Source organism: Nonomuraea fuscirosea (assembly GCF_003001935.1).
GTDB lineage: Bacteria > Actinomycetota > Actinomycetes > Streptosporangiales > Streptosporangiaceae > Nonomuraea > Nonomuraea fuscirosea.
Genome location: NZ_PVNG01000002.1, coordinates 392,220 through 417,854, shown reverse-complemented (window position 1 = coordinate 417,854; position 25,635 = coordinate 392,220). Strand labels below are relative to the sequence as shown.

Annotated in this window: 24 protein-coding genes and 1 pseudogene; 10 read left to right on the top strand and 15 right to left on the bottom strand. The window is 72.0% G+C overall.

From position 1 onward, the window contains the following. Positions 1–60: 60 nt before the first annotated feature. On the bottom strand, positions 61–987 hold the full coding sequence (locus B0I32_RS05445; protein WP_106235503.1) for a TAXI family TRAP transporter solute-binding subunit: 927 nt from the start codon (positions 985–987) through the stop codon (positions 61–63). 26 nt (positions 988–1,013) lie between these two features. On the opposite strand from B0I32_RS05445, the gene B0I32_RS05440 reads away from it, so the two are divergent. Continuing rightward, positions 1,014–1,805 (top strand): Mut7-C RNAse domain-containing protein, encoded by a 792-nt coding sequence (locus tag B0I32_RS05440; protein ID WP_106235501.1) that lies wholly within the window; start codon positions 1,014–1,016, stop codon positions 1,803–1,805. Here the strand turns inward: B0I32_RS05440 and B0I32_RS05435 are convergent. Beyond that, positions 1,766–5,704, bottom strand: coding sequence for a WD40 repeat domain-containing serine/threonine protein kinase (locus tag B0I32_RS05435; RefSeq protein ID WP_106235499.1), 3,939 nt, complete (start codon positions 5,702–5,704; stop codon positions 1,766–1,768). The two genes, B0I32_RS05440 and B0I32_RS05435, sit on opposite strands and share 40 nt — an antisense overlap. 150 nt (positions 5,705–5,854) lie before the next feature. On the opposite strand from B0I32_RS05435, the pseudogene B0I32_RS05430 reads away from it, so the two are divergent. Both B0I32_RS05430 and B0I32_RS05425 read left to right on the top strand, forming a co-directional pair. Then, positions 5,855–7,047, top strand: a pseudogene (locus B0I32_RS05430) (RNA-guided endonuclease InsQ/TnpB family protein); the annotation flags it as partial. A gap of 85 nt (positions 7,048–7,132) precedes the next feature. After that, positions 7,133–9,709: an AfsR/SARP family transcriptional regulator gene (locus B0I32_RS05425; RefSeq protein WP_146178053.1), complete on the top strand. Its 2,577-nt coding sequence runs from the start codon at positions 7,133–7,135 to the stop codon at positions 9,707–9,709. Positions 9,710–9,809: 100 nt separating this feature from the next. On the opposite strand, the gene urtE is transcribed toward B0I32_RS05425, so the two are convergent. Genes urtE through urtA form a run of 5 tightly spaced genes read right to left on the bottom strand, consistent with a single transcriptional unit; the run spans position 9,810 to position 14,303 of the window. Continuing rightward, on the bottom strand, positions 9,810–10,499 hold the full coding sequence (gene urtE / locus B0I32_RS05420) for an urea ABC transporter ATP-binding subunit UrtE (RefSeq protein ID WP_106235495.1): 690 nt from the start codon (positions 10,497–10,499) through the stop codon (positions 9,810–9,812). After that, positions 10,477–11,226 (bottom strand): urea ABC transporter ATP-binding protein UrtD, encoded by a 750-nt coding sequence (gene urtD / locus B0I32_RS05415; RefSeq protein WP_106236051.1) that lies wholly within the window; start codon positions 11,224–11,226, stop codon positions 10,477–10,479. The genes urtE and urtD overlap by 23 nt, the downstream gene beginning before the upstream one ends. Next, complete coding sequence (urtC, locus tag B0I32_RS05410) at positions 11,210–12,250, bottom strand: urea ABC transporter permease subunit UrtC (protein WP_106235493.1); 1,041 nt, start codon at positions 12,248–12,250, stop codon at positions 11,210–11,212. The genes urtD and urtC overlap by 17 nt, the downstream gene beginning before the upstream one ends. Beyond that, entirely contained in the window at positions 12,247–13,095 is an 849-nt protein-coding gene (gene urtB, locus B0I32_RS05405) for an urea ABC transporter permease subunit UrtB (RefSeq protein ID WP_106236050.1), read from the bottom strand. The genes urtC and urtB overlap by 4 nt, the downstream gene beginning before the upstream one ends. A 2-nt stretch (positions 13,096–13,097) precedes the next feature. Next, on the bottom strand, positions 13,098–14,303 hold the full coding sequence (urtA, locus tag B0I32_RS05400) for an urea ABC transporter substrate-binding protein (protein WP_106235491.1): 1,206 nt from the start codon (positions 14,301–14,303) through the stop codon (positions 13,098–13,100). Between the two features lie 199 nt (positions 14,304–14,502). Between urtA and B0I32_RS05395 the strand changes: the two genes are divergently transcribed. The 7 genes from B0I32_RS05395 to B0I32_RS05365 all read left to right on the top strand — a co-directional run bounded on the left by B0I32_RS05395 (position 14,503) and on the right by B0I32_RS05365 (position 19,590). After that, positions 14,503–14,805: an urease subunit gamma gene (locus B0I32_RS05395; RefSeq protein ID WP_106236048.1), complete on the top strand. Its 303-nt coding sequence runs from the start codon at positions 14,503–14,505 to the stop codon at positions 14,803–14,805. Beyond that, positions 14,802–15,113 carry an urease subunit beta gene (locus B0I32_RS05390; RefSeq protein WP_106235489.1) on the top strand — a complete coding sequence of 104 codons (312 nt, stop codon included), beginning with the start codon at positions 14,802–14,804 and terminating at the stop codon, positions 15,111–15,113. Before B0I32_RS05395 ends, B0I32_RS05390 begins: the two co-directional genes overlap by 4 nt. Continuing rightward, the gene (locus B0I32_RS05385; RefSeq protein ID WP_106235487.1) at positions 15,106–16,830 is read left to right on the top strand and encodes an urease subunit alpha; all 1,725 of its coding nucleotides are present in this window, start codon (positions 15,106–15,108) and stop codon (positions 16,828–16,830) included. The genes B0I32_RS05390 and B0I32_RS05385 overlap by 8 nt, the downstream gene beginning before the upstream one ends. Continuing rightward, positions 16,830–17,519, top strand: a complete 690-nt coding sequence (locus tag B0I32_RS05380; RefSeq protein WP_106235485.1) for an urease accessory protein UreF — start codon at positions 16,830–16,832, stop codon at positions 17,517–17,519. Before B0I32_RS05385 ends, B0I32_RS05380 begins: the two co-directional genes overlap by 1 nt. 17 nt (positions 17,520–17,536) lie before the next feature. Then, positions 17,537–18,211: an urease accessory protein UreG gene (ureG, locus tag B0I32_RS05375; protein WP_106235483.1), complete on the top strand. Its 675-nt coding sequence runs from the start codon at positions 17,537–17,539 to the stop codon at positions 18,209–18,211. 149 nt (positions 18,212–18,360) lie between these two features. Then, positions 18,361–19,077: an urease accessory protein UreD gene (locus B0I32_RS05370; RefSeq protein ID WP_245955606.1), complete on the top strand. Its 717-nt coding sequence runs from the start codon at positions 18,361–18,363 to the stop codon at positions 19,075–19,077. A 54-nt stretch (positions 19,078–19,131) separates the two neighbouring features. Continuing rightward, on the top strand, positions 19,132–19,590 hold the full coding sequence (locus B0I32_RS05365) for a hypothetical protein (protein WP_106235479.1): 459 nt from the start codon (positions 19,132–19,134) through the stop codon (positions 19,588–19,590). Between the two features lie 24 nt (positions 19,591–19,614). Here the strand turns inward: B0I32_RS05365 and era are convergent, their stop codons facing one another. From era to B0I32_RS05325, 8 genes are all read right to left on the bottom strand, one after another. Then, positions 19,615–20,523, bottom strand: coding sequence for a GTPase Era (gene era / locus B0I32_RS05360; protein WP_245955604.1), 909 nt, complete (start codon positions 20,521–20,523; stop codon positions 19,615–19,617). Positions 20,524–20,540: 17 nt separating this feature from the next. Then, complete coding sequence (locus tag B0I32_RS05355; protein ID WP_106235475.1) at positions 20,541–21,017, bottom strand: NUDIX domain-containing protein; 477 nt, start codon at positions 21,015–21,017, stop codon at positions 20,541–20,543. A gap of 7 nt (positions 21,018–21,024) precedes the next feature. Continuing rightward, the gene (locus tag B0I32_RS05350; RefSeq protein ID WP_106235473.1) at positions 21,025–21,336 is read right to left on the bottom strand and encodes a cytidine/deoxycytidylate deaminase family protein; all 312 of its coding nucleotides are present in this window, start codon (positions 21,334–21,336) and stop codon (positions 21,025–21,027) included. Between the two features lie 9 nt (positions 21,337–21,345). Then, on the bottom strand, positions 21,346–21,978 hold the full coding sequence (locus B0I32_RS05345; RefSeq protein WP_146178051.1) for a hypothetical protein: 633 nt from the start codon (positions 21,976–21,978) through the stop codon (positions 21,346–21,348). A 320-nt stretch (positions 21,979–22,298) separates the two neighbouring features. Further along, positions 22,299–23,594 carry a hemolysin family protein gene (locus tag B0I32_RS05340; protein ID WP_106235469.1) on the bottom strand — a complete coding sequence of 432 codons (1,296 nt, stop codon included), beginning with the start codon at positions 23,592–23,594 and terminating at the stop codon, positions 22,299–22,301. Continuing rightward, entirely contained in the window at positions 23,591–24,067 is a 477-nt protein-coding gene (gene ybeY / locus B0I32_RS05335; protein WP_106235467.1) for an rRNA maturation RNase YbeY, read from the bottom strand. Before ybeY ends, B0I32_RS05340 begins: the two co-directional genes overlap by 4 nt. Beyond that, positions 24,064–25,104 (bottom strand): PhoH family protein, encoded by a 1,041-nt coding sequence (locus tag B0I32_RS05330; protein ID WP_106235465.1) that lies wholly within the window; start codon positions 25,102–25,104, stop codon positions 24,064–24,066. Before B0I32_RS05330 ends, ybeY begins: the two co-directional genes overlap by 4 nt. Before the next feature lie 119 nt (positions 25,105–25,223). Then, the gene (locus tag B0I32_RS05325; RefSeq protein WP_106235463.1) at positions 25,224–25,568 is read right to left on the bottom strand and encodes a histidine triad nucleotide-binding protein; all 345 of its coding nucleotides are present in this window, start codon (positions 25,566–25,568) and stop codon (positions 25,224–25,226) included. Between the last annotated feature and the right edge of the window lie 67 nt (positions 25,569–25,635).

Genomic DNA, 25,635 nt, shown 5'->3' with positions numbered 1-25,635 from the left:
GCTCAACCGCGAACCGGCCTGCCCCTCAGACCGGGCCTGCCCCTCAGACCGGGCTGTCGCTCAGCCGTAGACCGAGCGGTAGTAGCGGGCGGCGCCGGCGTGCAGCGGCACGACCCCGGTGCCGATGGCGTAGCGCCGGTCCAGCCGTCCCCCGGGGGCCGACGGGGCCTGGAGCCGGTCGCGGGCGGTGAAGAGGGTCTCGGTGATCGTGTACGCCAGGTCGTCGGGCAGCGAGGTCCGGCACATCAGGTAACTGGGCGTGCCCACGGTCGGCACGGCCCTGGGTCCGCCGTACGCGCGGGCGGGCACGGTGGCGTCCTCGTACACGGGGCCGAACTCGCGCCGCAGCACCGGCACCAGCGACTCCAGCGGCAGCAGCCGGATGCCAGCCAGCTCGGCCAGCGCGGGCGTGGGCACCCCGCCCGACCAGAAGAACGCCTCGACCCGGCCCGCGCGCAGCGCGCCGATGGAGGCGTCCAGCCCCAGCCGGGTGATCCGCGGCGGGCGCCGGAGCCGGGCGGCGGCCAGCACGCGGGTCGCGGTCACCGCAGTGCCCGAGCCCTCCACCCCGATGGACACGGCCCGCCCCGCCAGCCCGCCGACCGCGGTGATCTCGGAGTCGGTGCCGACGACCAGGTGCACGTAGTTCATGTACATCCTGGCCAGGGCGGAGACGGGCTGGTGCCGTACGCGGACGGCGTCGTCGGCGCTGTCGGCCAGCGCGAACCCGACGTCGGCCCGCCCGTCGGTCATCATCGTCAGATTCTGCACACTGGCGGCGGTCGGCAGCACCCGCACGCTCAGCCCGCCGCGCCGCAGCTCCTCGGCGAGCCGGTCGCCGAGCGCCCCGTAGGGCCCGCCCGCGAGTCCCGTCGCCAGCCGCAGCTCGCGCTGCCCGTCGCCGTCGCCCGAGCACCCGGCGGCCCCGGCGGCGAACAGGGCGGCGAACCCCGCCAGCCCGGCGAACGAGCGGCGGGATATCGGCATGAATTCACGGTACTCGGTGTCACAGAATGGACATTGTGACGACCGCACGCCTGCGCATCTCCTCAGAACTGAGGATGTTCCTGCCCGCGAACCGCCGCCACGAGTGGCAGGAGGTGACCCCCGACGGCACCTCGACGCTGGGCCACCACGTGGAGTCGATCGGGGTCCCGCTGACCGAGGTCGGTCCCCTGATGGTGAACGGCAGGGGCGTGCCGCCCTCCTACCAGCCGGCCGACGGCGACGTGGTGGAGGTGCATCCGATCCCCCGGCCCCAGCCGCTGCCCGAGGAGCCCCGGTTCCTGCTGGACGTGCACCTGGGCACCCTGGCGCGGCGGCTGCGGCTGCTGGGCGTCGACACCGCGTACCACAACGACATGGACGACCCGGCGCTGGTGGTGCAGGCCAACGAGGAGCGGCGGGTGCTGCTCACCCAGGACCGCGGCCTGCTGCGCCGCCGCGCGCTGTGGCTGGGCGCCTACGTGCGCGGCTCGGCCCCCGCCGACCAGCTCCGCGACCTGCTCGAACGCTTCTCCCCGCCGTTGCGTCCATGGACGCGCTGCACCGCGTGCAACGGCGTACTGGTGCCGGTGCCGAAGGAGGAGGTCGAGCTCCGGCTGGAGGCGGGCACGCGACGCAGCTACGACGCGTACGGCCGTTGCGCCGCCTGCGGCCAGGTCTACTGGCACGGCGCGCACAGCGACCACCTGGAGGAGATCGTCCGCACGGCCAGGGCCTGGGCGAGCGGCACCGGCTCAGAGGGCGACGGCTCCGATGACGGTCAGGTGCACAGGGCGAACGGGTCGACGCCGGGCATGTAGTCCCTCCACTCGCTGGTGGTGAGCGCGCGACCGGCCAGCTCGCACACCGTCGCGGCCAGCCGGGCGCCGTCGAGCTCGTGCGTACGGAAGGTGCCGTCGACACCCAGGCTGTGCAGCTTCGTCCCGTCGGCCGAGAAGCCGAGCCAGGCGTTGTCGATGTCGGACTCCGCCAGCCCGTCGTACACGACCCCGATCTGCCGCCCGCTCGCCACGTCCCACAACCGCAGCCGCGGCCCGTCCTCGAACGAGGCGATCCAGCGGCCGTCCGGCGACCACGTCAGCATGATGGCCTCCCGCATCCCGGCCGTCACGGGGAAGGCGCCGAGCCGGGTGCGCAGGTCGCGGTCCCAGAGGGTGATCCGGTCCGGCCCGGAGAAGGCGATCCTGCGCCCGTCGGGGCTGTAGGCGAAGGCACCTTCGAGGCTTCCGGTGCCGGCGGCCACAGGCACGAGGGCGTCGCGGCCGGCGTCGTAGAGCCGCGGCTGCGGCTCCGCGACGAACAGCCGGGCGCCGTCAGGGGCGAACTCCATCGGCCCGCCACCCGGCACACCGCTGCCGGCGAACGACCTGCGCTTGAGATCCCGCAGATCCACCACGAAGAACTCGCCCCCGTCCGGCTGCACCGCCAGCGTCCTGCCATCGGGCCCGAAGGCCAGCTCGGAGACGCTACTGGGCCGCTCGGAAGCACTCTCGGCCGACTCGGCGGCACTCTCAGACGGCTCGGAGGCACTGTCGGCCGACTCGGAGACACTGTCGGATGATTCGGGGGCACTGTCGGCGGGCTCGGGTTCGGAAGGACCGCCGCCGGGCGGCCCGGAGGCACTGTCGGACGGCTCGGGAGCACTCTCGGACGGCTCGAAGGTGCCCTCTATCTGCTCCGAAACGCTGTAGGCCGGTCCCGAGGCGCTGTCGCCCTGCTCGGCGACGAGCCCGAACTGCTGCGTGACCCGCCCGGAGGCGACGTCGAGCAGGCGGACCACCTCCCCGTCGCCGAAGGCCAGCCGGGTGCCGTCCCGGCTGAAGGCCATCGCCTTCCCCTCGCCCTTCCAGGCGATCGGACCGGCCTTCCGCGCGCCGGTCGCCGGGTCGAGCAGTTCCAGGGTGCGCAGCTGATGGGCGGTGAGCGCCGAAGGTTCCCGCTTGACGGCCAGCATCCGGCCGCCGGGCGCCACCTTGAGGGTGACGACGTCGTGGTCGAGCGGCGGGTCGAGCCGCAGCGGCCGGTCGAACATCATGGAGACGTCCAGGGTGACGACCCCGCCCTGCCCGTTCAGCACCCGCACGGCCCTGCCCACCAGGTCGTAGCGCACCTGTACGGGATCGGCGGGCAGCGGGAGGGTCAGCATGGTCGTCCAGCCGTCCCACCGGGCCACGGTGAGCTGCTCCCCCGGTGACCACAGGGCGATGTACCCGCCGCCGAAGACGAAGTCCGCGGCCTGCAACGTGCTGCCCTCGACGGGCTGCTTCGCCGTACGCGTGGTCAGGTCGTACAGGTGGGTGATGGGCTTGTCGTGGCGTGGCGTGTCCTCGACGAGCGCCAGCGCCCGGCTGTCGTCGCTGAAGGCGGCGGCGGTCGTGGTGCCGGTGCCGGGCAGCGAGGGAAGGCGCAGCCGCCGCCCCCGCCGCAGGTCCCACACCTCGGCCGTCCGCTGGCCGGCGGCGACGACCCCGTAGCGGCCGTCGGGGCTGACCCCGACGAGCGCCGCTCCGCCGGGAGCGGTGAGCCGGGCACGCTTGGACACGTCCCACCATTCCGCGCCGCCCGACGGGCGTGGCGCGGAGATCAGGCGGCCGGACCGGTCGAACTCCAGCCCGTCGAACCCGCCCGCCTCCTTCGCGAACGGGCCGCCGAGCGGCCGGCCGGTGACGGTGTCCCACACCCGCACGCCGTCGTCGTCCAGCGCGGCCAGGCTGCGGCCGTCGCGGCTCACGGCCAGCCGGGTCACGCCCGTGCCGATCCCGGTGACCTCGCGCAGCCGCCGCCCGCTCGTCACGTCCCAGAGCCGGGCGGTGCCGTCCGTCGCGGCGGCCAGGATGCGGCCGTCCACGTCGAGCGCCTGCACGCTCGACGAGTCCACGTACGGGGCCGTGAACACGTCGCTCACGTGCTGGGACGCCGAGTCGAGCAACGCTCCCCGCGCTTCCGTCGTCTCCGGTGACAGCCGCCAGGCCGCCACGGACAGCAGCCGGGCCAGCTCCGGCTCCACCTCACGCAGCCCGGACGCGCGCAGCGCCAGCTCCTTGGCCCTGGCGTCGTCGCGCTGGCGTACGGACTCCCTGCGCAGGTATTCGGCCGTCCCCAGCCCGCCCAGCGCGACGACCAGCAGCACGGCCAGCGCCGCCGCGATCAGGCCACGCCTCCTGCCGCGCCTGCGCACCTCGGCCGCTGCGGCGTCGAGGAACTCGCGCTCCCGCCTGGCCAGCGTGAGGTCCCTGCGCTCAGCGGCCGCCCACCGCAGCGTTCGGTCGAGCGGCGTGCCCTGCATCAGGTCAGCGGGCCGCCTGCCATGACCGTCCCACTCGGCGGCGGCGTCGGCCAGACGGCGGTGCACGGGCAGCCCGTCACGGTTGGCCGCCACCCATTCCCGCAACCGCGGCCACGCCCGCACCAACCCCGGCGCAGGCAACCCATACACCACCCCGGACCGCTCACCCACCACCCCGGACCGCTCACCCGCCTTCCGGGACAGCTCGCCTGCCTCTCCGCGCTGCTCGCCCGCCTCCCCAGTCCGCTCGTCCGCCTCTCCGAGCGGCTTACTTGCCTCCCCGGACGGCTCGGGCGTCCGCTCGCTCTCGGGCGTCTCCTCGCGCCGCGTCACCAGGCCCGCGGCGGCGAAGAGGTCGAGCATGGCGTCCAGGCCCTCGATCTCCGGCAGCTCGTCACGCCGCACCGGGCGCAGCGTGTCGCCGTCGAGCATGCGCAGGAAGACCTCGGGCACGCAGGCCCGCTCCGCCTCGCTCAGCTCGCGGTACAGCTCCTCGGCCACCGCGCCCAGGCCGGGATCCGCCTCTCCGGTGAGCTCCGCCGCCACGCCGCTGCCGCGGACCAGTGGGTCGTCCACCGGCTCGCCGCCGTCCCTGGGGCCGTCCCCCAGCGGACCGCCACCACCGTCGCCTGGCAGCCCCAGCAGGCCGAGCAGCAGGTCACCGGCGGCAGGACGGGTGGCGGGGTCGTGGGCAGTGGCGGCGGAGACCAGCGGCGCGATCTCGTCCGGCAGTCCCGTGACGTCGGCCGTGAACTCCAGCACCCGGCTCACCACCGCCATCGGCTCGCCCGCCGGGATCGCGTCGCTCCCCCGTGCCGCGAACAGCAGCACCATCGCCCACGCCCACACGTCGGCCGCCCCGGTGGCGGCGCGGCCGGTGAGCACCTCGGGGGCCATGTAGCCGGGCGTGCCCATGATCGGTCCCGTCGTGGTGGGCCCGGTCTCGCGGGCCACGCCGAAGTCGATCACGCGGGGCCCGTCGGGACCGAGGATGATGTTGTCCGGTTTGAGATCGCGGTGCACGATGCCGGCCTGGTGGATGGCGGTCAGCGCGGTGGCCACGCCGATCGCGAGCCGGCGCAGCGCGTCGGCCCCGTAAGGCCCGGATTCGGTCACCGCCCGGCGCAGGCTCGGCCCGGGGACGTACTCGCTGACGATGTACAGCGGCGCCTGCTCGACCTGGGCCTCGATCACGGCGGCGGTGCAGAACGAGGCCACCCGCCCGGCCGCGGCCGCCTCCTTGGCCAGCCTGGCCCGCGCCTCGGGGCCGTCGAGCCTGGGCACCTTGACCGCGACCCGCTCGCCGCTCTCGCCGTACGCCTCGTACACGACACCCTGGCCACCCGCGCCGAGGCGGCCGGCCAGCCAGTAGCGGCCCAGCCGTCGCGGATCGGAAGAAGTGAGGGCGGTCATCAAAAACCTCCGAGGAAACCCCCGCCTTCAGGCGGAGGAGGAATCGACCCCCTGCGGAGCAGGGCCGGAACAGGCGATTCGCCGCCAGGTGAACCGCCGCAATCGAACAAGCACACGAGTTTTTCTTGATCGTTCGATAGGATGCAGGGCGTGACGCAGATCGTGAAGCGGGCCTACAAGTACCGCTTCTACCCGACCCCCGAGCAGGCCGGAGAGCTTGCCCGGACGTTCGGCTGCGTCCGCCTCGTCTACAACAAAGCCCTGGAGGAGCGCACCCGCGCCTACAAGCTGGAAGGCGAACGGGTCTCCTATGCCGAGTCGTCGGCGATGCTCACCGAGTGGAAGCGCAGCACCGAGTTCGGCTTCCTGCGCGAGGTGTCCTCGGTCCCTCTTCAGCAGGCACTTCGCCATCTGCAAGCCGGATTCGCGAACTTCTTCGCCAAGCGCGCCAAGTACCCGGTCTTCAAGTCCCGTAAGAAGTCGCGGGCGTCGGCGGAGTACACCCGCTCGGCGTTCCGCTGGCGGGATGGGGAGTTGGCGCTGGCGAAGATGGACGCCCCGCTGGCGATCGTGTGGTCGCGTCCGCTTCCGGAAGGCGCCGAGCCGTCCACGGTGACCGTGAGCCGGGACGCGGCCGGGCGCTGGTTCGTGTCCCTCCTGGTGGAGGAGACGATCGCCCCGCTCGCTCCGGCAGAGCAGGCGGTGGGCGTCGATGCGGGTATCACCGTGCTGGCCACCCTGTCCACCGGCGAGAAGATCGTCAACCCCCGGCATGAGCGCCGCGACCGGCGCAAGCTGGCCAAAGCCCAGCGGGCGCTGGCCCGCAAGGAGAAGGGCTCGAACAACCGGGCCAAGGCCCGGCTCAAGGTGGCCCGAGTGTACGCCCGCATCGCCGACCGCAGGACAGACCACCTGCACAAGGTCACCACACGGCTTGTTCGTGAGAACCAAGCGATCGCCGTTGAAGATTTGACCGTCCGCAACCTGGTCAAGAACCACCGCCTGGCCCGCGCCATCTCCGACGCGGCCTGGCGACAGATGCGCTCCATGCTGGAGTACAAAGCACGCTGGTACGGGCGCACGCTGGTGGCGGTGGACCGCTGGTTCCCCTCCTCTAGGCTGTGCTCGGCCTGCGGCGCCCTGCAAGAGAAGATGCCGTTGAACATCCGGGAATGGCAGTGCGCCTGCGGCGCGGTCCATGACCGGGATGTGAACGCGGCCAGGAACGTGCTCGCCGCCGGGCCGGCGGAGAGCTGAAACGCCTGTGGAGCCGGTGTAAGACCTCAACGAGACTCCCCTCGGGCGGGCGACCGGCGGTGAAGCAGGAAGACCCATGGGCGACCGTGGGAATCCCCCCGCCTTCAGGAGGGGGAGGATGTCAACAAGTGTGCCATTCTGATCGAGATCTCCTCCCCGAAGGAAGGCCGCGTGGAATTTCGCATCATGGGGCCGCTTGAGGTACGCGACGGCGAGGGGCACGACCGCACCCCGACCGTGCCCAAGCACCGCGACCTGCTCGCGATGTTCCTGCTGAACGCGGGCCGCCCGCTGACGGTCGAGCGGCTGCGCAGGCTGCTGTGGCCGCGTGAGGGCGGCGACCGCTCCGACTCGCTGGTCCGCGGTTACGTGGGCGAGCTGCGCCGGCTCGTCGGCAAGGACGTGATCAGCACCGTGGCCGGGTCCTACGTGCTGGCGCTGCGCGACGAGCAGCTCGACGTCGACCGTTTCCGGCTGCTGGTCGACAAGGGCGCCTACGAGGAGGCGCTGGGCCTGTGGCGGGGCGACCTCCTGGAGGACGTCGATCCCGAGGGCGAGCGCTGGGCCGAGACGCGGCGGCTGCGCGAGGAGCTGGAGGAGCTGCGGCTGCTGGCGCTGGAGCGCAGGCTGCAGGCCGACCTCGACGCGGGCCGGCACCGCGAGCTGCTGGTGGAGCTGCGCCGGCTGACCAAGCAGCATCCGACGTGGCAGCGCTTCCGCGGCCAGTACATGCTGGCCCTCTACCGCAGCGGCCGCCGGGTGGACGCGCTGGCCGCGTACGCGGTGCTGCGCGACCAGCTCGACGGCGGGCACGCCATCGAGCCCGACTCCGAGCTGCAGCTCCTCTACCACCGCATGCTGCACGACGACGTCTCGCTGCACGTCTCGGCGGGGCCGCCGGTGCTGCTGCCGCCCGACATCCACGACTTCACCGGCCGCGCCGACCTGCTCGACCGGGTGCTCGGCGACCAGGTGGTGGTCCACGGCCAGGCGGGCGCGGGCAAGTCGGCGCTGGCCGTGCGCGCGGCCTGGCGCGGGCGCGAGGCGTACCCCGACGGCATCCTGTACGCCGACCTGCGCGAGACGACGGCCCCCGTGGCCGTCCTGGAGGACTTCCTGCGCTGGCTGGGCTGCCCGGCCCAGGCCATCCCGGCGACGCTGGAGCAGCGTGAGCGCCTGTTCCGCGCCTACTGCGCCAACCGGCGGCTGCTGGTGCTGCTCGACAACGCCATCGACGAGGCGCAGGTGCGCCCCCTGCTGACCTCCTGTCCGACGGTCGTGACCAGCAGGTCCCCGCTGGGCGGCCTGACCGGGGCGACCCGGCTGTCGGTGGGCGTGCTCGGTCCGGAGGAGTCGCTCGACCTGCTGACGGCCGGTTCCGGGCGGCCCGCGGACACGGCGATGGGCCGGCTGGCCAGGTTCTGCGGCGGGCTGCCGATCGCGCTGCGCATCGCCGCCTCCAGGCTGGCGGCGCGCCCGGAGTGGACCGTCGACTACCTGGTGGGCCTGCTGGAGGACGAGCACGAGCGGCTCGACCGGCTGCACGCGGGCGACCGGACGGTGCGCAGCGTGTTCACCGTCGGCTACGACGGGCTGCCCGAGCCGGCCAGGCTGACGCTGCGCGGCCTCGGCGCCCTGTCCGCGCCCGACTTCGCCGACTGGCTGACCGACCAGCTCGGCGGCGGAGCCGAGGCGCTGGTGGACGCCGGGCTGCTGGAGACGGCGGGCGTCGACGCGGCGGGGCAGGTCCGCTACCGGATGCACGCGCTGACCCGGCTGTTCGCCCGCGAGCAGCCGGTGCCCGGCGTGCTGGCCAAGGTGTCGGCGGTGGTGCTGGCCAGGGTGCGGGCCTCGCGGTTCTCGCTGGTGTCGGGCGATCCGGCCACGGCCGTGGCGACCCGCGACATCAGGGAGTCGGTCGAGTGGCTGGACGCCGAGCGCTCGTTCCTGGTGAGCCTGGTCGCCGACCTGCACGACGCGGGGCTCGACGACCCCTGCTGGCGGCTGGCGCACCTGCTGGCGCCCTACCTGGAGCGGCACCGCTTCCTCGACGACTGGCGGGCGGTGTCCGGCCGGGCGCTGGAGTCGGCCCGCCGCTCCGCCGACGACAGGAGCGAGGCGCTCGTCCTGCTCGACCTGGGCGACCTGCATCTCGCCGAACGCGAATGGGACCTGGCGCACGAGAGGCTGCGGCTCGCGCTGGGCATGTTCCTGCGCCAGGGCCGCACCCGCGACGTGAACCACGCCCGGCGCCGGCTCGGTCGGGTGCACCTGGAGCGGGGCCGGCTGGAGGAGGCCGAGCGGGCGCTGGTGTCGTGCCTGGAGACGGCGGGGAACCAGCGCGACGCGGCCGACGCCGAGAGCGTGCTCGGCGCGGTGCTGCGCCGGGCCGGCCGCCTGGACGAGGCCGCCGGCCACCTGACCCGCGCCGTCGATCACCTCACCGAGCTGGGCGACCGGCACCGGCAGGCCGACACCCTGCTCGACCTGGCCGCGGTACGCCTGGCGCAGGGCGCCAAGCCCGAGGCCAGGGCCGCCGCCGAACGGGCCAGAGGCATCGCCGTCCGTCTCGGCGACCGCCTGCTCGACGCCCACGCCCTGCTGGGCCTGGCCCGGGTGAACCGGGCGGAGGGCGCGACGGCGCGGGCGCGGGAGCTGGCGGGCACGGCGCTGGAGGTCTTCGAGCGGGCCGGCGACCGCCAGGCCGCCGGCAACGCCCGCGCCCTGCTCGCGCAGGTGGCACGTTAGATGGCCGGCCGCCGGCGGCCGTCCGCCGTCACGTGACCCGCCGGACGGTCCGGCCGTACGCCGTCACGTGACCCGCCGGACGGTCCGGCCGTCCGGCCCGTCAGACGGCCAGCAGCCGCTGGACGTCCTCCTTGTGCAGGTCGCCGGCCTCTCCCGTACGCACGACGTGACCGCCGTCGAGGATGACGAACGTGTCGGCCAGCCGCAGCGCGATGTCCAGATACTGCTCCACCAGCAGCACGGCCAGGCCCGAGGCGTGCAGCCGCTCGATGGCGGCCTCGATCTCGACGATGATCGACGGCTGGATGCCCTCGGTGGGCTCGTCGAGGATCAGCATCCTGGGCCGGGTCACCAGGGCGCGGGCCATGGCGAGTTGCTGCTGCTGCCCGCCCGACAGGTGCCCGGCGCTCCGCTTGAGCAGGGGCCTGAGCGCGGGGAAGACGTCGAGGGCCTCGTCCACGGCGCTCCTGGGCTGCTTGGCCGCCTCGACGGTGACGAGCAGGTTGCCCAGCACGGACAGCTGGGGGAAGCACTGGTGGCCCTGCGGGACGTACCCCATGCCGAGCCGCACCCGCTCGTGCGGCTTGAGCCTGGTGACGTCGCGGCCGTCGAACGTCACCGTGCCCGCCGTGGCGGGCAGCACCCCCATGACGGTGTTGAGCAGCGTGGTCTTGCCGACCCCGTTACGTCCCATGACGCACACGAGCTGACCGGGGCCGACCTCCAGCGACACCCCGAACAGCACGCGCGCCCTCCCGTACCCCGACTCAAGGCCGGTTACCGACAGCATCGCCAGCTCTCCTCCCCAGATAGACCTCCTGCACCCGGGGGTCGGCGCTGACCTCGTCCACCGACCCCTCGACCAGCACCTTGCCCTCGTGCAGCACGGTCACCACCGAGGCGTGCCGGCGCAGGAAGTCCATGTCGTGCTCCACCACGATCACCGTGTGGTCGTCGGCGATCTCGGTGAGCAGCTCACCCGTACGCTCGCGTTCGTCCTTGGACATGCCGGCCACCGGCTCGTCCAGGAGCAGCAGTTTCGGCCGCTGCGCCAGCAGCATGCCGATCTCCAGCCACTGGCGCTGGCCGTGTGAGAGAACGCCCGCTGAACGCTCGGCGAGCTCTTCGAGACCCGTCCTGGCCAGGGCCTCCTCGACGGCCTCGGACACGCCGTCGCGCCGCCGGGTCAGCGACCACAGCGGCTTGCGGAAGGTGGCGGCCAGGTCGAGGTTCTCGATCACGGTGAGCGCCTCGAACACCACCGAGGTCTGGAACGTGCGCCCGACGCCCATCCGGACGATCTCGTGCTCCTTCCTGCCGACCAGGTCCGCACCGCCGAACCGCACGCTGCCGGCGGCCGGCCTGGTCAGGCCCGTGATCACGTCGATGAGCGTGGTCTTGCCGGCCCCGTTGGGCCCGATGAGGAAGCGCAGCTCGCCCTCGGGCACGGTCAGGTCGACGCCGTCGAGCGCGCGGAAGCCGTCGAAGATCACCTGGACGTCACGTAGCTCTAGCATGGCGCAGCCTCCCGGCGATGCTTCGGCTGATTCCGGCGATGCCCTTGGGGGCGAGCGTCATCACCAGGATGAACAGGGCTCCTTGCAGGTAGAGCCAGCCGTCGGCGAACTGCTCGCTGAACGCCGTCTTGGCGTACCCCATGACGACCGCGCCGAGCACGGCGCCGGCCAGCGCGTGCCGCCCGCCCACGGCCACCGCGACGACCAGTTCGAGCGAGGGCACGACGCCGAGCAGCGCGGGCGAGATGATGCCGACGACGGGGACGAACAGCGCGCCCGCCAGCCCGGCCATGCCCGCCGAGATGGCGAAGGTGACGGTCTTGACCAGGGCCGGGTCGTAGCCGAGGAAGCGCACCCGGTCCTCGCCGTCCCTGACCGCGACCAGCAGGCGGCCGTAGCGGCTGTTCACGAGCTGGCGGGTGGCCAGGTAGAGCAGGCCGAGCACGCTCGCCACGACCAGGTAGAGGCCGCGCTGGGTGGAGTCCTCGGCCAGGTCCTGGCCGAACAGCTCGAAGAAGTTCGTCATGCCGTTGGTGCCGCCGGTCAGGCCCTGCTGCCCGACCAGCAGGATGACCATGGCGGCGGCCAGCGCCTGGGTGAGGATCGCGAAGTACGCCCCCCGTACCCGCTGCCGGAAGACGAGCGTGCCGAGGATCAGCGCGATCGCCATCGGCCCGAGCACGGCCATGCCGAGCGCGAAGACCGGGTTCCCGAACGGCACCCACAGGGCGGGCAGCGACTCCACGCCGCTCCACACCATGAAGTCGGGCAGCCCGCCGCCGGCGCCTCCCGCCTCGGTGAGCTTGAGGTACATCGCCATGGAGTAGCCGCCGAGCCCGAAGAAGACGCCCTGGCCGAGGGTGAGCATGCCGCCCTTGCCCCAGGCCAGCCCGATCCCGAGCGCGACGATCGCGTAGCACAGATATTTCGCGAGCAGCCCCAGCCGGAACGGCTCCAGCAGCAGCGGCGCGGCCACCAGCGCGATCACGGCCACGGTCGCGAAGGGCAGATGACGTCTGATCATGTGAGCGCCCTCGATCTGAGCACGAACATGCCCTGCGGCCGGATCTGCAGGAACGCGATGATGACCGCGAACACGATCACCTTGGCCAGCGAGGCGTCCGACCAGAACTCGGCGTAGGAGTTGAGCAGCCCGAGCCCGAGCGCCGCGAGCACGGCCCCGCGCAGCTGCCCGAGCCCGCCGGCCACGACGACGAGGAAGGCGTCCACGATGTAGTAGTCGCCGAGCGCGGGCCCGACCGGGCCGATGAGCGTCACCGCCACGCCCGCGACGCCGGCCAGCCCCGACCCGATGAAGAAGGTCAGCATGTCGATCCGGCCGGTGTCGATCCCGCTGGTGGCGGCGAGCTGCCGGTTCTGCACCACCGCCTGGGTCCTGCGGCCGAGCCCGGTGCGGGTGAGGTAGAACCAGACCCCCACCACGCCGGCCACCGCGAGCCCCATGATGAACAGCCGGTTGTAGGGCAGGATGCCCACGCCTCCCGACAGCCAGGAGGGCGCGCTCACCTGCACGTTGGGCGCGCCGAACAGGTCGCGGGCGAGCTGCTGCAGCACCAGGCTGACGCCCCAGGTGAGCAGCAGCGTGTCCAGCGGCCGGCCGTACAGGTGCCTGATCGCGAGCCGCTCCAGGACCAGCCCCATGGCGCCGGCGACCAGGAAGGCCGCCGGCAGGGCCAGGACCAGGTCCTGCAGCAGGTACGCGGTGTAGGCCCCGGCCATGATGAACGACCCGTGCGCCATGTTGATCACGCCCATCTGCCCGAACGTGAACGTCAGGCCGAGCGCGATGAGCAGCAGCACCGCCCCGATCGAGAGCCCGATCGGCAGCTGGTTGACGAAGGCCGTCATCGTCACCCCGCCGCCAGGCTCGCGGCCCAGGGGTAGCCCTTCAGGTACGGGTCCGGCTTGATCGGCTCACCCGAGTCCCACACCTGCTTGATCAGCCCGTCCGGCTGGATGATGCCGATGCGGGCGGTCTTGTACATGTGCTGGTTCTCGCCGTCGATGGTGACCAGCCCTTCCGGACGTTCGAGCGCGATGCCGGGCGCGGCCTTCTTGACCGCCTCCACCTCGGTCGTGCCGGCCTTCTTGACCGCTTCGGCCCACAGGTAGACGGCGTTGTAGCCGGCCTCCATGGGGTCGCTGGTGACCTTGGCGGCGCCGTACTTGGCCTTGTAGGCCTTGACGAACGCGTCGTTGGCCGGGGTCTCGGTGGTCTGGTAGTAGTTCCAGGCGACCGGCTGGCCGGCGATGTTGTCCACGCCGATGCCGGTGACCTCCTCTTCGGCGATGCTCACCGACAGGACCGGCATGCTCTCGGCCGTGGCTCCCGCGCTCTTGAGCTGTTTGAAGAAGGCCACGTTCGAATCGCCGTTGAGCGTGTTGAAGACCGCGTCCGGCTTGGCTCCCGTGACCTTGTTGACCAGGGTGGAGTACTCGGTGTGGCCGAGCGGGGTGTACTCCTCGCCGAGGATCTCCATCCCGTTCGCGGCCGCGTACGCCTTGATGATCTTGTTCGCGGTGCGCGGGAAGACGTAGTCGCTGCCGACCAGGAACAGCTTCTTCTTGCCCTGCTCCTTGAGGTAGTCGAGGCCGGGGATGATCTGCTGGTTGGTGGTGGCGCCGGTGTAGAAGATGTACGGCGAGCTCTCCAGCCCCTCGTACTGCACCGGATACCAGAGCAGCGCCTTGTAGCGTTCGAAGACCGGCAGCATCGCCTTCCTGCTGGCCGAGGTCCAGCCGCCGAAGACGGTCGCGACCTTGTCCTGCCTGATCAGTTTGGTGGCCTTCTCGGCGAACGTGGGCCAGTCGGAGGCGCCGTCCTCCACGACCGGGACGAGCTTCTTGCCCAGGACGCCGCCGGCTTTGTTGATCTCTTCGACGGCGAGCAGTTCGGCGTCGCGTACGGTGACCTCGCTGATCGCCATGGTGCCGCTGAGCGAGTGCAGGAGTCCGACCTTGATCTCGCTGGACTGGGCGGCGGGTTCGGCGTCGGACCCGCAGGCCGCGAGGGCTAAGAGGAGGATCGCGGAGACAATCGGGCGGGAGATGCGCACAGCCGTTCCTTCCTGCCGACCGGTTCTGCGAGAAAGGTGACTCGGCGACATTTCGCCAGAAGATCCCGATTGTTAATTGGCGATTGCCAAGCGTTCACAAGCGCACAAAAACCGTCATGCCCTGCTTCGCCGCAGGGCGAAACCAACACGACATGATCCGGCAACGCCGTGGAAACGGCCGGTTCCTATGGTCCGGGCCATGCGGCTAACCCCACACGAGCAGGAACGGCTGCTCATCCACGTCGCCGCCGGGGTCGCGCGCGAGCGCCAGGCCCGGGGCCTGCGGCTCAACCATCCCGAGGCTACCGCCGTCATCGCGTCCTTCCTCATGGAGGGGGCCAGGGACGGGCGCAGCGTGGCCGACCTGATGGAGGCCGGGCGGTCGGTGCTCGGCCGGGCCGACGTCATGGAGGGCGTACCGGAGATGCTCGACAGCGTGCAGATCGAGGCCACCTTCCCCGACGGCACGAAGCTGGTCACCGTGCACAGGCCGATCCCGTGATCCCGGGCGAGTACGTCCATCCGGAGGGCGTGATCGCGCTCAGCCCGGGGCGCGAGCGGGTGAGCGTGCGCGTGGTCAACACGGCGGACCGGCCAGTGCAGGTGGGCTCGCACTACCACTTCGCCGCGGCCAACCCGGGGCTGGAGTTCGACAGGAAGGCGGCGTGGGGGATGCGGCTGGACGTGCCGGCGGGGACGGCGATCAGGTTCGAGCCCGGCGTCGAACGGGACGTGACGCTGGTGCCGCTGGCGGGGAACCGGGTGGTGCCGGGGCTGCGCCCGGAGTGGGCGGGACCGCTCGATGACTGACCGGCCGGCTTCTCATCAGATCACCCGTGCCCGCTACGCCGCCCTCTACGGGCCCACGACCGGCGACCGGATCCGGCTGGCCGACACCGACCTGTTCATCGAGGTCACCGAGGACCGCTCCATGGGCCCGGCCGGTCCCGGCGACGAGGCCGTCTTCGGCGGCGGCAAGGTCATCCGCGAGTCCATGGGCCAGGCCAGGACCACCCGCGCCGAGGGCGCGGCCGACCTGATCATCACCGGCGCGGTGATCCTCGACCACTGGGGCGTGATCAAGGCCGACGTCGGCATCCGCGACGGCCGCGTCATGGGCATCGGCAAGGCCGGCAATCCCGACACTATGGACGGCGTCGACCTGGTCATCGGGCCGTCCACGGAGGTGCTGGCCGGCAACGGCAAGATCCTCACCGCCGGGGCCGTCGACTCGCACGTCCACCTCATCTGCCCGCAACTGCTCGACGAGGCCGTCGGCTCCGGCGTCACCACGATCGTCGGCGGCGGCACCGGGCCCGTCGAGGGCACCAAGGCCACCACCGTCACCGGCACCTGGTACCTCGCCCGCATGCTGGAGTCGCTCGACGCCTACCCGCTGAACTTCGCCCTGCTCGGCAAGGGCAACACCGTCAGCGAGGAGGGCCTGCTCGAACAGCTGCGGGCCGGCGCCTCCGGCTTCAAGCTGCACGAGGACTGGGGCACCACGCCGGCCGCCATCGACGCCTGCCTGAGCGTCGCCGACGCCGCCGGCGTGCAGGTCACGATCCACACCGACACGCTGAACGAGGCCGGCTTCGTCGAGTCGACCCTCGCGGCCATCGGCGACCGGACGATTCACGCGTACCACACCGAAGGGGCGGGCGGCGGGCACGCGCCCGACATCATCCGCGTCGCGGCCTATCCCAACGTGCTGCCGTCCTCCACCAACCCGACCAGGCCGCACACCGTCAACACGCTCGACGAGCACCTCGACATGCTGATGGTCTGCCATCACCTCAACCCGTCGATCCCCGAGGACCTGGCGTTCGCCGAGTCGCGGATCCGGCCGACGACGATGGCCGCCGAGGACGTCCTGCACGACCTCGGCGCGATCTCCATGATCGGCTCCGACTCGCAGGCCATGGGCAGGATCGGCGAGACGATCATCCGTACGTGGCAGACGGCGCACGTCATGAAGGGGCGGCGAGGCTCGCTGGGCGGCCCGGCCGACAACCTGCGCGCCCGCCGCTATATCGCGAAATATACGATCTGCCCGGCCATCGCCCATGGGCTGGAGGCCGACGTCGGCTCCGTCGAGCCCGGCAAGCTCGCCGACCTGGTCCTCTGGGACCCGGCCTTCTTCGGGGTCAAGCCCGACCTGGTGCTCAAGGGCGGCGTGGTCGCCTGGGCGCAGATGGGCGACGCCAACGCCTCGATCCCGACGCCGCAGCCGGTGCTGCCCCGCCCCATGTTCGGCGCCGCGCCGGTCACCGCGGCCGCCACCTCGCTGCACTTCGTCTCGCCCGCCGCCGTGGAGTCGGGGCTGGCCGACCGGCTGGCGGTGCGCCGCCGCCTCGCGCCGGTCGCGGACGTACGGAGGCGCGGCAAGTCCTCGATGCCGCTCAACGACGCGCTGCCGCGGATCGAGGTGGCGCCCGACACGTTCGAGGTCCGCATCGACGGCGACCTCGTCGAACCCGCTCCCGCCACCGCCCTGCCCATGGCCCAGCGTTACTTCCTCTTCTGATGCGTCCCGCCCTGCTCCTCCTCACCGACTCCCGGCTGCCGGCCGGGGGTCACGCCCACTCCGGCGGCGCCGAACGCGCCGTCACGTCGGGGGCGGTCCACGACGTGCCCTCACTGGCCCACTTCCTGCGCGGACGGCTGCGCACGGCCGGCGCCGTCGCCGCCGCCCTGACCGCCGCATGCACCCACGCCTCCGCCGGCGGGGGCACGGTCTCGTGGGAGGCGCTGGACGCCGAGGTGGACGCCAGGACCGCGTCCCCGGCGCAGCGGGAGGCCTCGCGCACCCAGGGCCGGCTGCTGCTTCGGGTGGCCCGCCGGATCTGGCCGTCCCCCGTGCTGGACGAGCTCGCCCGGGCGATCCCGAGCCCGCACCACCCGCTCGCCCTCGGCGCGGCGGCACACGCGGCCGGTTGTACGCCGGAGGAGGCGGCGCTGGCGGCGGCCTACCACGCGGTCACGGGGCCGGCCACGGCGGCGGTCCGTCTGCTGGGCCTCGACCCGGTGTCCGTGCACGCCGTCCTGGCCACCCTGACCCCCGACCTCACCGCCGTGGCGACCCACGCCTGCCGGCCGTCCGATCCCCTCACGCCCCTGGAGGCGCTGGGGGCGCTGCCCGCCTGTTCGGCGCCCGCCCTCGATGCCCTCGCGGAACAGCACGCCCGAGCCGAGGTACGGCTGTTCATCTCCTGACACGAAAGGACCCCTTCATGGGAGCCAATCACGACGACCATCACCACGCCCCCGACGGCCGCGGCCGCGCGCTGCGCCTGGGCGTCGGCGGGCCGGTCGGCAGCGGCAAGACGGCCCTGGTGGCGGCCCTGTGCCGGACCCTGGGCCCGACGCTGTCCCTGGGCGTGGTGACCAACGACATCTACACCACCGAGGACGCCGACTTCCTGCGCCGCGCGGGCGTGCTCGACCAGGAGCGCATCCTCGCCGTCGAGACCGGCTGCTGCCCGCACACCGCCATCCGCGACGACATCGCCGCGAACCTCGACGCCGTGGAGACCCTCGAACACCACTTCGGCCCGCTCGACCTGGTGATCGTCGAGAGCGGCGGCGACAACCTGACGGCCACGTTCAGCCGCGGGCTGGCCGACCGGCAGATCTTCGTGCTGGACGTGTCCGGCGGCGACAAGGTCCCGCGCAAGGGCGGCCCCGGCGTCACCAGCGCGGACCTGCTGGTGATCAACAAGACCGACCTGGCCCCGATGGTGGGCGCCGACCTCGACGTGATGGCCCGCGACGCGGCCGCGGTGCGCGGGGACCGGCCGGTGCGCTTCACCTCGATCCGCCAGGAGCCGACCGCCGCCGAGGTCGCCGCCTGGGTCTACGAGCAGGTACGCGACTGGTCCCACACCCACGCCTCCCCCGTCTCGTAATGCCACCACCGCCACCACCGGCCGGTCGCACAACCTCCACCCGGGCGACCGACGATCCCGCGACGCCCTCACCATCGGCCGACCGGCGCGCGACGCCCCCGCCCCCGCCCCCGCCGAACGGCCGCCGGGTGATGCGGGCGAGTGCCGCCGTGGCCACCGCACGAGCTGCCGACGGCCGTACCGTGGTGAGCCGGCTGGCCTCGGCGCCGCCGCTGACGCTGCGCCAGACGGGGCCGCACACCGTCCACCTCGTCTCCACCGCGGCGGGCCCGCTCGGCGGCGACATGCTCGCGCTCGACCTGTACGTCGCCCCCGGCACCACCCTGGAGCTCGGCTCGGTCGCCGCCACACTGGTCCTGCCCGGCCCGGGCGAGTCCGAGCTGCTGGTCACCGCCCACGTGGGCGCCGGCGGCACGCTCCGCTTCGCCCCCGAGCCGACCGTGCTCGCCGCCGGCTGCGCGCACCGCCTCCTGGTCCGGCTCACGCTGGAGGACGGCGCGAGCGCGTTCTGGCGGGAGGAGATCGTCTTCGGCCGCCACGGCGAGCCGTCCGGCCGCTGCCGCTCCCGCTTCGACGTCACCCGCGACGGCCTGCCGCTGCTGCGGCAGGAGTTCACGGCCGGCGACCCGGACCTCGACTCCTCCCCCGCCGTGTACGGCTCCGCGCGCTGCGTCGGCACCACGTTCCTGACCGCCCGCGCCGAGGAGCCGGCCGTGGCCGAGGGCGTCGCGGTGCTGCCGCTGGCCGGCCCCGGCACACTGGTGTCAGCGCTCGCGAAGGACGCCGTTCAGCTGCGGTCACGGCTGGAGTGGGGCGAGCGCACGGCTGTGGCGGATGAGCCGGCCACCGCCGCCACGCCGTGGTGACGACTCCGTTGCGTACGGTGGAGCGCGGTGCATCTCCCGGCTTACAGTGATCGTATGGCCGTCGCACCCGCCCACCCGAAGCTGCGCCGTGGTTACCCGCTGGCCGTGATCGCCGCCGGAGTCCTCCTCGTGTTCTGCGCGGTCCTGCCCTGGGCCGGGCTGCAGGCGACGAGCGGCCTGATCGGCGCCGGGGTGGCCAGCGACGTGCGCGGCATCGACGACGCATTCGGCGTCTACACGCTGGTCGCCGGGCTGGCGGCGCTGGGCTGCGGCCTGGCCGGGCTGCTGTCGCGCCCGAGGCTGGCGGCGCTGGCGCTCGTGCCCGGCGGCGCGGCCGTGCTGGTGCTCGTCCTGTTCGTGACCGAGGGCAGCGGGCTGCGCGACCGCATCTCCATCGACCTCGGCGAGCTGCTGTCGATCGAGCCGGTGATCAGGTTCGGCTGGTTCGCCGCGCTGGCCTGCGCCCTGGCGATCGTCCTGCTCGCCTTCATGTCTCTGGTCGGCCGCCGCTGAAGCCCCGGCCACCCCGAGCCGGGATCAGTCGTAGAAGCCCAGGCGGCGCAGCTGCTTGGGGTCGCGCTGCCAGTCCTTGGCCACGCTGATCCGCAGGTCGAGGTAGACCCGCGTGCCCAGCAGCGCCTCGATCTGCTTGCGCGCCCTGGTGCCCACGTCGCGCAGCCGCTCTCCCTTGTGCCCGATGACGATCGCCTTCTGCGAGGGCCGTTCGACGAACATGTGAGCGTAGATGTCGAGCAGGTCGTCACGCCCCTCGCGGACCATCATCTCGTCGACGACCACGGCGATCGAGTGGGGCAGCTCGTCGCGTACGCCCTCCAGCGCCGCCTCCCTGATCAGCTCGCCCACCAGCACCTGCTCCGGCTCGTCGGTGAGCTGGCCGCCCTCGTAGAGGGGCGGCGACTCGGGCAGATGCTCGATGATCACGTCGCCCAGCACGTCGAGCTGCTCGCCCGACTGCGCCGACACGGGCACGACCGCGGCGAACTCGGCCACCTCCGACACCGCCAGCAACTGCGCGGCGATCTGCTCCTTGCTCGCCAGGTCGCACTTGGTCACCACCGCGATGACCGGGGTCTTCTTCACCGCGGACAGCTTGTCGGCGATGAACCGGTCGCCCTTGCCGATGGGCTCGTTGGCCGGCACGCAGAACCCGATCAGGTCGACCTCGGTCAGCGTGGACAGCACCAGGCTGTCGAGCCGCTCGCCGAGCAGCGTGCGCGGCCGGTGCAGGCCGGGGGTGTCGACGATGATGATCTGGGCGTCGGGCCGGTGCACGATGCCCCTGATGACCCGCCTGGTCGTCTGGGGCTTCGACGAGGTGATCGCCACTTTCGTGCCGACCAGGGCGTTCATCAGCGTGGACTTGCCGACGTTCGGCCTCCCCACGAAGCAGGCGAATCCGGCGCGATGGTTGTCTGGCGAAGTCACATGTGCATTCTGTCCCATCATCGAGCCTGTTCACGCCACCAGGCGAACGCCGTCGGCGCCACTCCGGGCGTCCACGCCGTCGTCTCGAAGCCGGGCAGCTCGCTCTCGGACACCCACCGGTAGTCGTTGATCTCGTCTCCGTCGGGGTGCGGCTCGCCCGAGCCGGGGGCCAGCGCGCAGCCGTAGACGGCGACGACGTAGGCCACCTGGTGGCCGTTGGGGTAACGGGTGCGGAACTCGGGCCCGCCGTACACGCCGATCAGGCCGCGCACCTCGATCTCGACGCCGAGCTCCTCGCGCAGCTCCCTGACCACGGCGTCCTCCGGCCGTTCGTCCGGGTCGATCCCGCCGCCCGGCGGGGCCCAGAGCCCCACGTCACCATGCCGGGCCAGCAGCAGCCGGCCCTCGTCGTCGAACACGTGCCCGGACACCGACGGCAGCATGAGCAGATCGTTGCCGACCTTCTCCCTCAGGCTCGCCAGGAAGGGCGACATCGCCACGTCAGCCCCGCAGGGTGCCGTCGGGACCGGCCACGAGCAGCTCGCCGACGCCCAGCTCGGCGGCCACCGCCTCGTCGTCGGGGCTCGGCGCGCCCTCGCTGACCAGCGCCGCCGCCTCCAGCGACGTCGCTCCGCTGGAGATCGCCATGGCCGCCGCCACCTGCACCGCCGACAGCTTGAGCGCGGTCAGGGCGACGTCGGTGGCCGCGTAGGTGCGGCCGGTCTCGTCGCGGACGGCCGCCCCCTCGGCGGAGCCGTTGCGCGCCCTGGCGGCACGGGCCAGCGTGATGATCTTGCTGTCTTCAGGGTTCACGGATCCAGATTAGGCGCTGACCAAGGAGATCGCCGCCTCGACCACCTTGCGGGTACGCGCCGCGTCCACGTCGTTCATCCCGGTGTGCACCACGGACACCAGCGTGTCACCGACGCGGGACACGACGACGTCCAACGCGTACGGGTAGCCATTCAGCCGCCCGTGCAGCCGCGCGCCCACGGCCTCGTCCCCCGCGTCGCGCACGGGAAGCGTCCGCACGCTCAGGTCGGTGCCGCTGGAGGTGTGCACGGAACGGCAGGAGTCCATGGCCTTGGCCAGCTTGTCGAGGTGCCCGCGCGCCTGCTCGTTCGCGTACCTGGCCAGCCCCACCCCGGCCTGCTCGCCGAGCCCGTCGCCCTCGTAGCTGACGGCAGCCTGGGCCTTCAGCGCCTGCGCCGGCGCCCGCCCGCCGGCCGGCTCCAGCACGGCCCTGCAGTTCCTGTCCGCCTGCCCGAACGGCATCCGCCAGGCCTGCTCGGGCCGCGGCGTGAAGCCGTCGGGCAGCGGTGGCTTCTTGTTCAGCACCTCGCGCAGCTGTGCCATGGCCCGGGCGTCGAGGAAGCTCTCGGCTCCCCCGCCGCCGCATCCCGCCAGGACTCCGGCCAGCAGTGCGCAGGCGATGACCCCCGGCACGCGTTTCATGATCCCCCCTGCTTCGCAACTTCCCCCACCTGCGAAGACGGCAATCCACCGGGGTGGCCACCGAAGCGCAAAAAGGGTGCCCTCCTCCGTTTCCGGAGGAGAACACCCTTTACGCCGAGCAACGTCTCAGCCGGTCGCCCAGCCAGGACGTTGTCGTCCCCCCGGGGAGTCTCCTCAGGCCGCGAACCCCACCCGGCCTTCGGAGGCTTCCCCTTTGACACCCACCGCACTGGATGTCGTGAATCGAGAATGGCGGACCCGGCTTGCAGAAGACTTGTAGAACGCTTGCCGCATCACCCTTGAGGTGATTCCGCGTCCGGTCAGTCGCGTTCGGCGGCGGCCGGGACCACCTCGTCCTCAGGGGGCGTGACCCGCCGCGCCACCACCGTGCTGATCCGGTTGCGCCGCCCGGCCAGGCTCTCGGCCGTGAGTGACAGCCCGCCCACCTCCGCGTGCGACCCGGCGATCGGGACCCGGCCGAGCGCGTGGGCCAGCAGCCCGCCCACGGTCTCCACGTCGTCCACCTCGATCTCGGTGTCGAACAGCTCGGCCAGCTCGTCCACCGGCATCCGGGCCGTCACGCGCAGCGCGCCGTCCGGCATGGACTCCACCCGGGGGGCCTCCTGGTCGTACTCGTCGGTGATCTCCCCGACGATCTCCTCCAGGACGTCCTCGATCGTGACCAGGCCGGCGGTGCCGCCGTACTCGTCGATCACGATGGCCATGTGGATCTGCCGGGCCTGCATCTCCCGCATGAGCTGGTCGATGGGCTTGCTCTCCGGCACGTACGCGGCCGGACGCATGATCGACTCGACCTGCTCCTTGCCCCCGCCCTCGCCCGACTCGTGGATCTTGCGGGCGATGTCCTTGAGGTAGGCGATGCCGATGACGTCGTCCTCGTTCTCGCCCACGACCGGGATGCGGGAGAAGCCGCTGCGCAGCGCGAGCGACAGCGCCTGGCTGATCGTCTTGCCGCGCTCGATGTAGACCATGTCGGTACGCGGCACCATGACCTCGCGCACCAGCGTGTCACCCAGCTCGAAGACCGAGTGGATCATCTCGCGCTCGTCGGGCTCGATCACCCGGCGCTCCTCGGCCAGGTCGACCAGGTCGCGCAACTCGGCCTCCGAGGTGAACGGGCCGTCGCGGAAGCCCTTGCCGGGGGTGAGCGCGTTGCCGAGCAAGATGAGCAGCTTGGGCAGAGGGCCGAAGATGCGGGTCAGGCCGTACACGATGGGGGCGCTGGCCAGCGCGACCGGCTCGGCGTGCTGGCGCCCCAGCGTCCGCGGCATGACACCGACCACGACATAGCTGATCACGATCATCACGACCGCGGCCCAGAAGTAGGCCCAGCCCTGATCGTCGAGCAGGTCGATGAAGAGCAGCGTCGCGATCACCGTCGCGACCAGCTCACAGCTCAGCCGCAGCAGCAGGAGCAGGTTGAGGTAGCGCGGCGGGTCGGTCACGATCGCCTGCAACCGTGCGGCGCCGCGTCTGTCCTCGCGCGCGTATTCCTCGGCACGCACCCTGGAGATGCGCGTCAGCGCCGTTTCCGCGCTGGCGATCAGGCCACCGATGATCACAAGGGCGATGACCGACAGCAACCAGGCGTTCACCGCGGGTTGCGCACCTCCTGCCACGACTCGAGGAGCCGGGACTGCAGTCCGAACATCTCCTTGTGCTCCTCCGGCTCGGCGTGGTCGTAGCCGAGCAGGTGCAGGATGCCGTGGGTGCACAGCAGCTCCAGCTCCTCGGCTGCGCTGTGACCGGCCTCCTCCGCCTGCCTGGCCGCCACCTGCGGGCAGAGCACGACGTCACCGAGCAGAGCCGGGTCGGCGGGACCGTCGCCCTCGCCGCGCGCGCCGCCCCCGGGACGCAATTCGTCCATCGGGAACGCCAGCACGTCGGTCGGGCCGGGCTCGCCCATCCACTTCTCGTGCAGCTCGGCCATGGCGTCCTCGTCGACCACCACGATGGACAGCTCGGCGAGCGGGTTGATGCCCATCTCGCCGAGCACGTGAGCGGCCAGGGCGGCGATGCTCTCCTCGTCGACCCCTACGCCGGACTCGTTGTTGATCTCTATGCTCATGGCCGTCGCTTCCCCCGCTGCTGGATCGCCTTCGGCTCCTGAGCGGCCTGCGTGGCATCGTAGCGCCCGTAGGCGTCCACGATCTCGCTGACCAGCTTGTGGCGGACCACGTCGGCGCTGGACAGGCGGGCGAAATGGATGTCGGGGATGCCCTCCAGGATGTCCTGGACCACCCGCAGCCCGCTGACCGTGCCCGACGGCAGGTCGACCTGGGTCACGTCACCCGTCACCACGATCTTGGAGTTGAACCCCAGCCGGGTGAGGAACATCTTCATCTGCTCGGCCGAGGAGTTCTGTGCCTCGTCGAGGATGATGAAGGCGTCGTTGAGCGTGCGCCCGCGCATGTACGCCAGCGGCGCGACCTCGATCGTGCCCGCGGCCATGAGCTTGGGAATCGAGTCGGGGTCGACCATGTCGTGCAGGGCGTCGTAGAGCGGCCGCAGGTAGGGGTCGATCTTCTCGTAGAGCGTGCCGGGCAGGAAGCCGAGCCGCTCACCGGCCTCGACCGCCGGCCGGGTGAGGATGATGCGGTTGACCCGCTTCTCCTGCAGCGCCCGCACGGCCTTGGCCATCGCCAGATAGGTCTTGCCGGTGCCGGCCGGGCCGATGCCGAACACGACCGTGTGGTTGTCGATCGCGTCGACGTAGCGCTTCTGGTTGACGGTCTTGGGCCGGATGGTACGGCCGCGCGAGGAGAGGATGTCGAGGGAGAGCACCTCGGCGGGACGGTCGGAGGTCATGCGCAGCATGGCGATGCTGCGCTCGACCGCGTCGGGGGTGAGCTCGCCGCCGCTGCGCAGGACCTCGACGAGCTCCTCGAAGAGGCGCACCACGGTGCCGCTCTCGTCGGGGCTGCCGGTGACGGTGATCTCGTTGCCACGCACGTGGATGTCGGCCCTGAAGGCGCCCTCGATGACGCGGAGCAGCTCGTCACGGGAGCCCAGGAGGCTGACCATCGGGTATTCGTCCGGAATCAGCACCTTCGCCTGAGTCCGCGAAGGAGGTGCTGTGCGTCGGGATTCGTGTAGTTCGGACATGGGCAGGCCAGCGGCCTGATGCCTCCCGGTCTCTTTCAGGTGTGCTTCTCCGCCCCATCGTAGCCGGGACCTGGCCGATTGCTCGCGCCAATATCACCGCGTCAGGCCGGAGGTGTCCGTTATCCGGGCGGCCAGCCCAGATCGCGCCCGCCCAGGACGTGGGCGTGGACGTGGAAGACCGTCTGCCCGGCGCCCGCCCCGGTGTTGAACACGATGCGATAGCCGCTCCCGGACACCCCGTCCAGCACGGCCACCTCGTGCGCGGACTTCAGCACCTCGTCGGCCAGCCCGTCGTCGGCCGCGGCCAGCGCCGCGGCGTCGGCGTGATGCTCCTTCGGGATGACGAGAACGTGCGTGGGAGCCTGCGGATTCACGTCGCGGAAGGCGAGGGTCCGGCCGGTTTCGTAGACGATCTCAGCGGGAATCTCGTTGGCGACGATTTTGCAGAAGAGGCAATCGCTCACCCGATCACCCTACCGAGAGCTCACCGTCAGCAAGTCCGTTGCGAATCGGTAATCAGCTGTGTCGTGC

What these genes read in the sequence shown, in the direction of transcription:
- ureG (WP_106235483.1), top strand. Translation starts at nt 17,537, where the DNA reads ATGGGAGCCAATCACGACGACCATCACCACGCCCCCGACGGCCGCGGC.
- urtB (WP_106236050.1), bottom strand. Translation starts at nt 13,095, where the DNA reads ATGACGGCCTTCGTCAACCAGCTGCCGATCGGGCTCTCGATCGGGGCG.
- urtE (WP_106235495.1), bottom strand. Translation starts at nt 10,499, where the DNA reads ATGCTGTCGGTAACCGGCCTTGAGTCGGGGTACGGGAGGGCGCGCGTG.
- B0I32_RS05435 (WP_106235499.1), bottom strand. Translation starts at nt 5,704, where the DNA reads ATGACCGCCCTCACTTCTTCCGATCCGCGACGGCTGGGCCGCTACTGG.
- B0I32_RS05345 (WP_146178051.1), bottom strand. Translation starts at nt 21,978, where the DNA reads ATGAAACGCGTGCCGGGGGTCATCGCCTGCGCACTGCTGGCCGGAGTC.
- B0I32_RS05365 (WP_106235479.1), top strand. Translation starts at nt 19,132, where the DNA reads ATGGCCGTCGCACCCGCCCACCCGAAGCTGCGCCGTGGTTACCCGCTG.
- B0I32_RS05355 (WP_106235475.1), bottom strand. Translation starts at nt 21,017, where the DNA reads ATGTCGCCCTTCCTGGCGAGCCTGAGGGAGAAGGTCGGCAACGATCTG.
- B0I32_RS05395 (WP_106236048.1), top strand. Translation starts at nt 14,503, where the DNA reads ATGCGGCTAACCCCACACGAGCAGGAACGGCTGCTCATCCACGTCGCC.
- urtC (WP_106235493.1), bottom strand. Translation starts at nt 12,250, where the DNA reads ATGATCAGACGTCATCTGCCCTTCGCGACCGTGGCCGTGATCGCGCTG.
- ybeY (WP_106235467.1), bottom strand. Translation starts at nt 24,067, where the DNA reads ATGAGCATAGAGATCAACAACGAGTCCGGCGTAGGGGTCGACGAGGAG.
- B0I32_RS05380 (WP_106235485.1), top strand. Translation starts at nt 16,830, where the DNA reads ATGCGTCCCGCCCTGCTCCTCCTCACCGACTCCCGGCTGCCGGCCGGG.
- urtD (WP_106236051.1), bottom strand. Translation starts at nt 11,226, where the DNA reads ATGCTAGAGCTACGTGACGTCCAGGTGATCTTCGACGGCTTCCGCGCG.
- B0I32_RS05445 (WP_106235503.1), bottom strand. Translation starts at nt 987, where the DNA reads ATGCCGATATCCCGCCGCTCGTTCGCCGGGCTGGCGGGGTTCGCCGCC.
- B0I32_RS05440 (WP_106235501.1), top strand. Translation starts at nt 1,014, where the DNA reads ATGGACATTGTGACGACCGCACGCCTGCGCATCTCCTCAGAACTGAGG.
- B0I32_RS05385 (WP_106235487.1), top strand. Translation starts at nt 15,106, where the DNA reads ATGACTGACCGGCCGGCTTCTCATCAGATCACCCGTGCCCGCTACGCC.
- B0I32_RS05330 (WP_106235465.1), bottom strand. Translation starts at nt 25,104, where the DNA reads ATGTCCGAACTACACGAATCCCGACGCACAGCACCTCCTTCGCGGACT.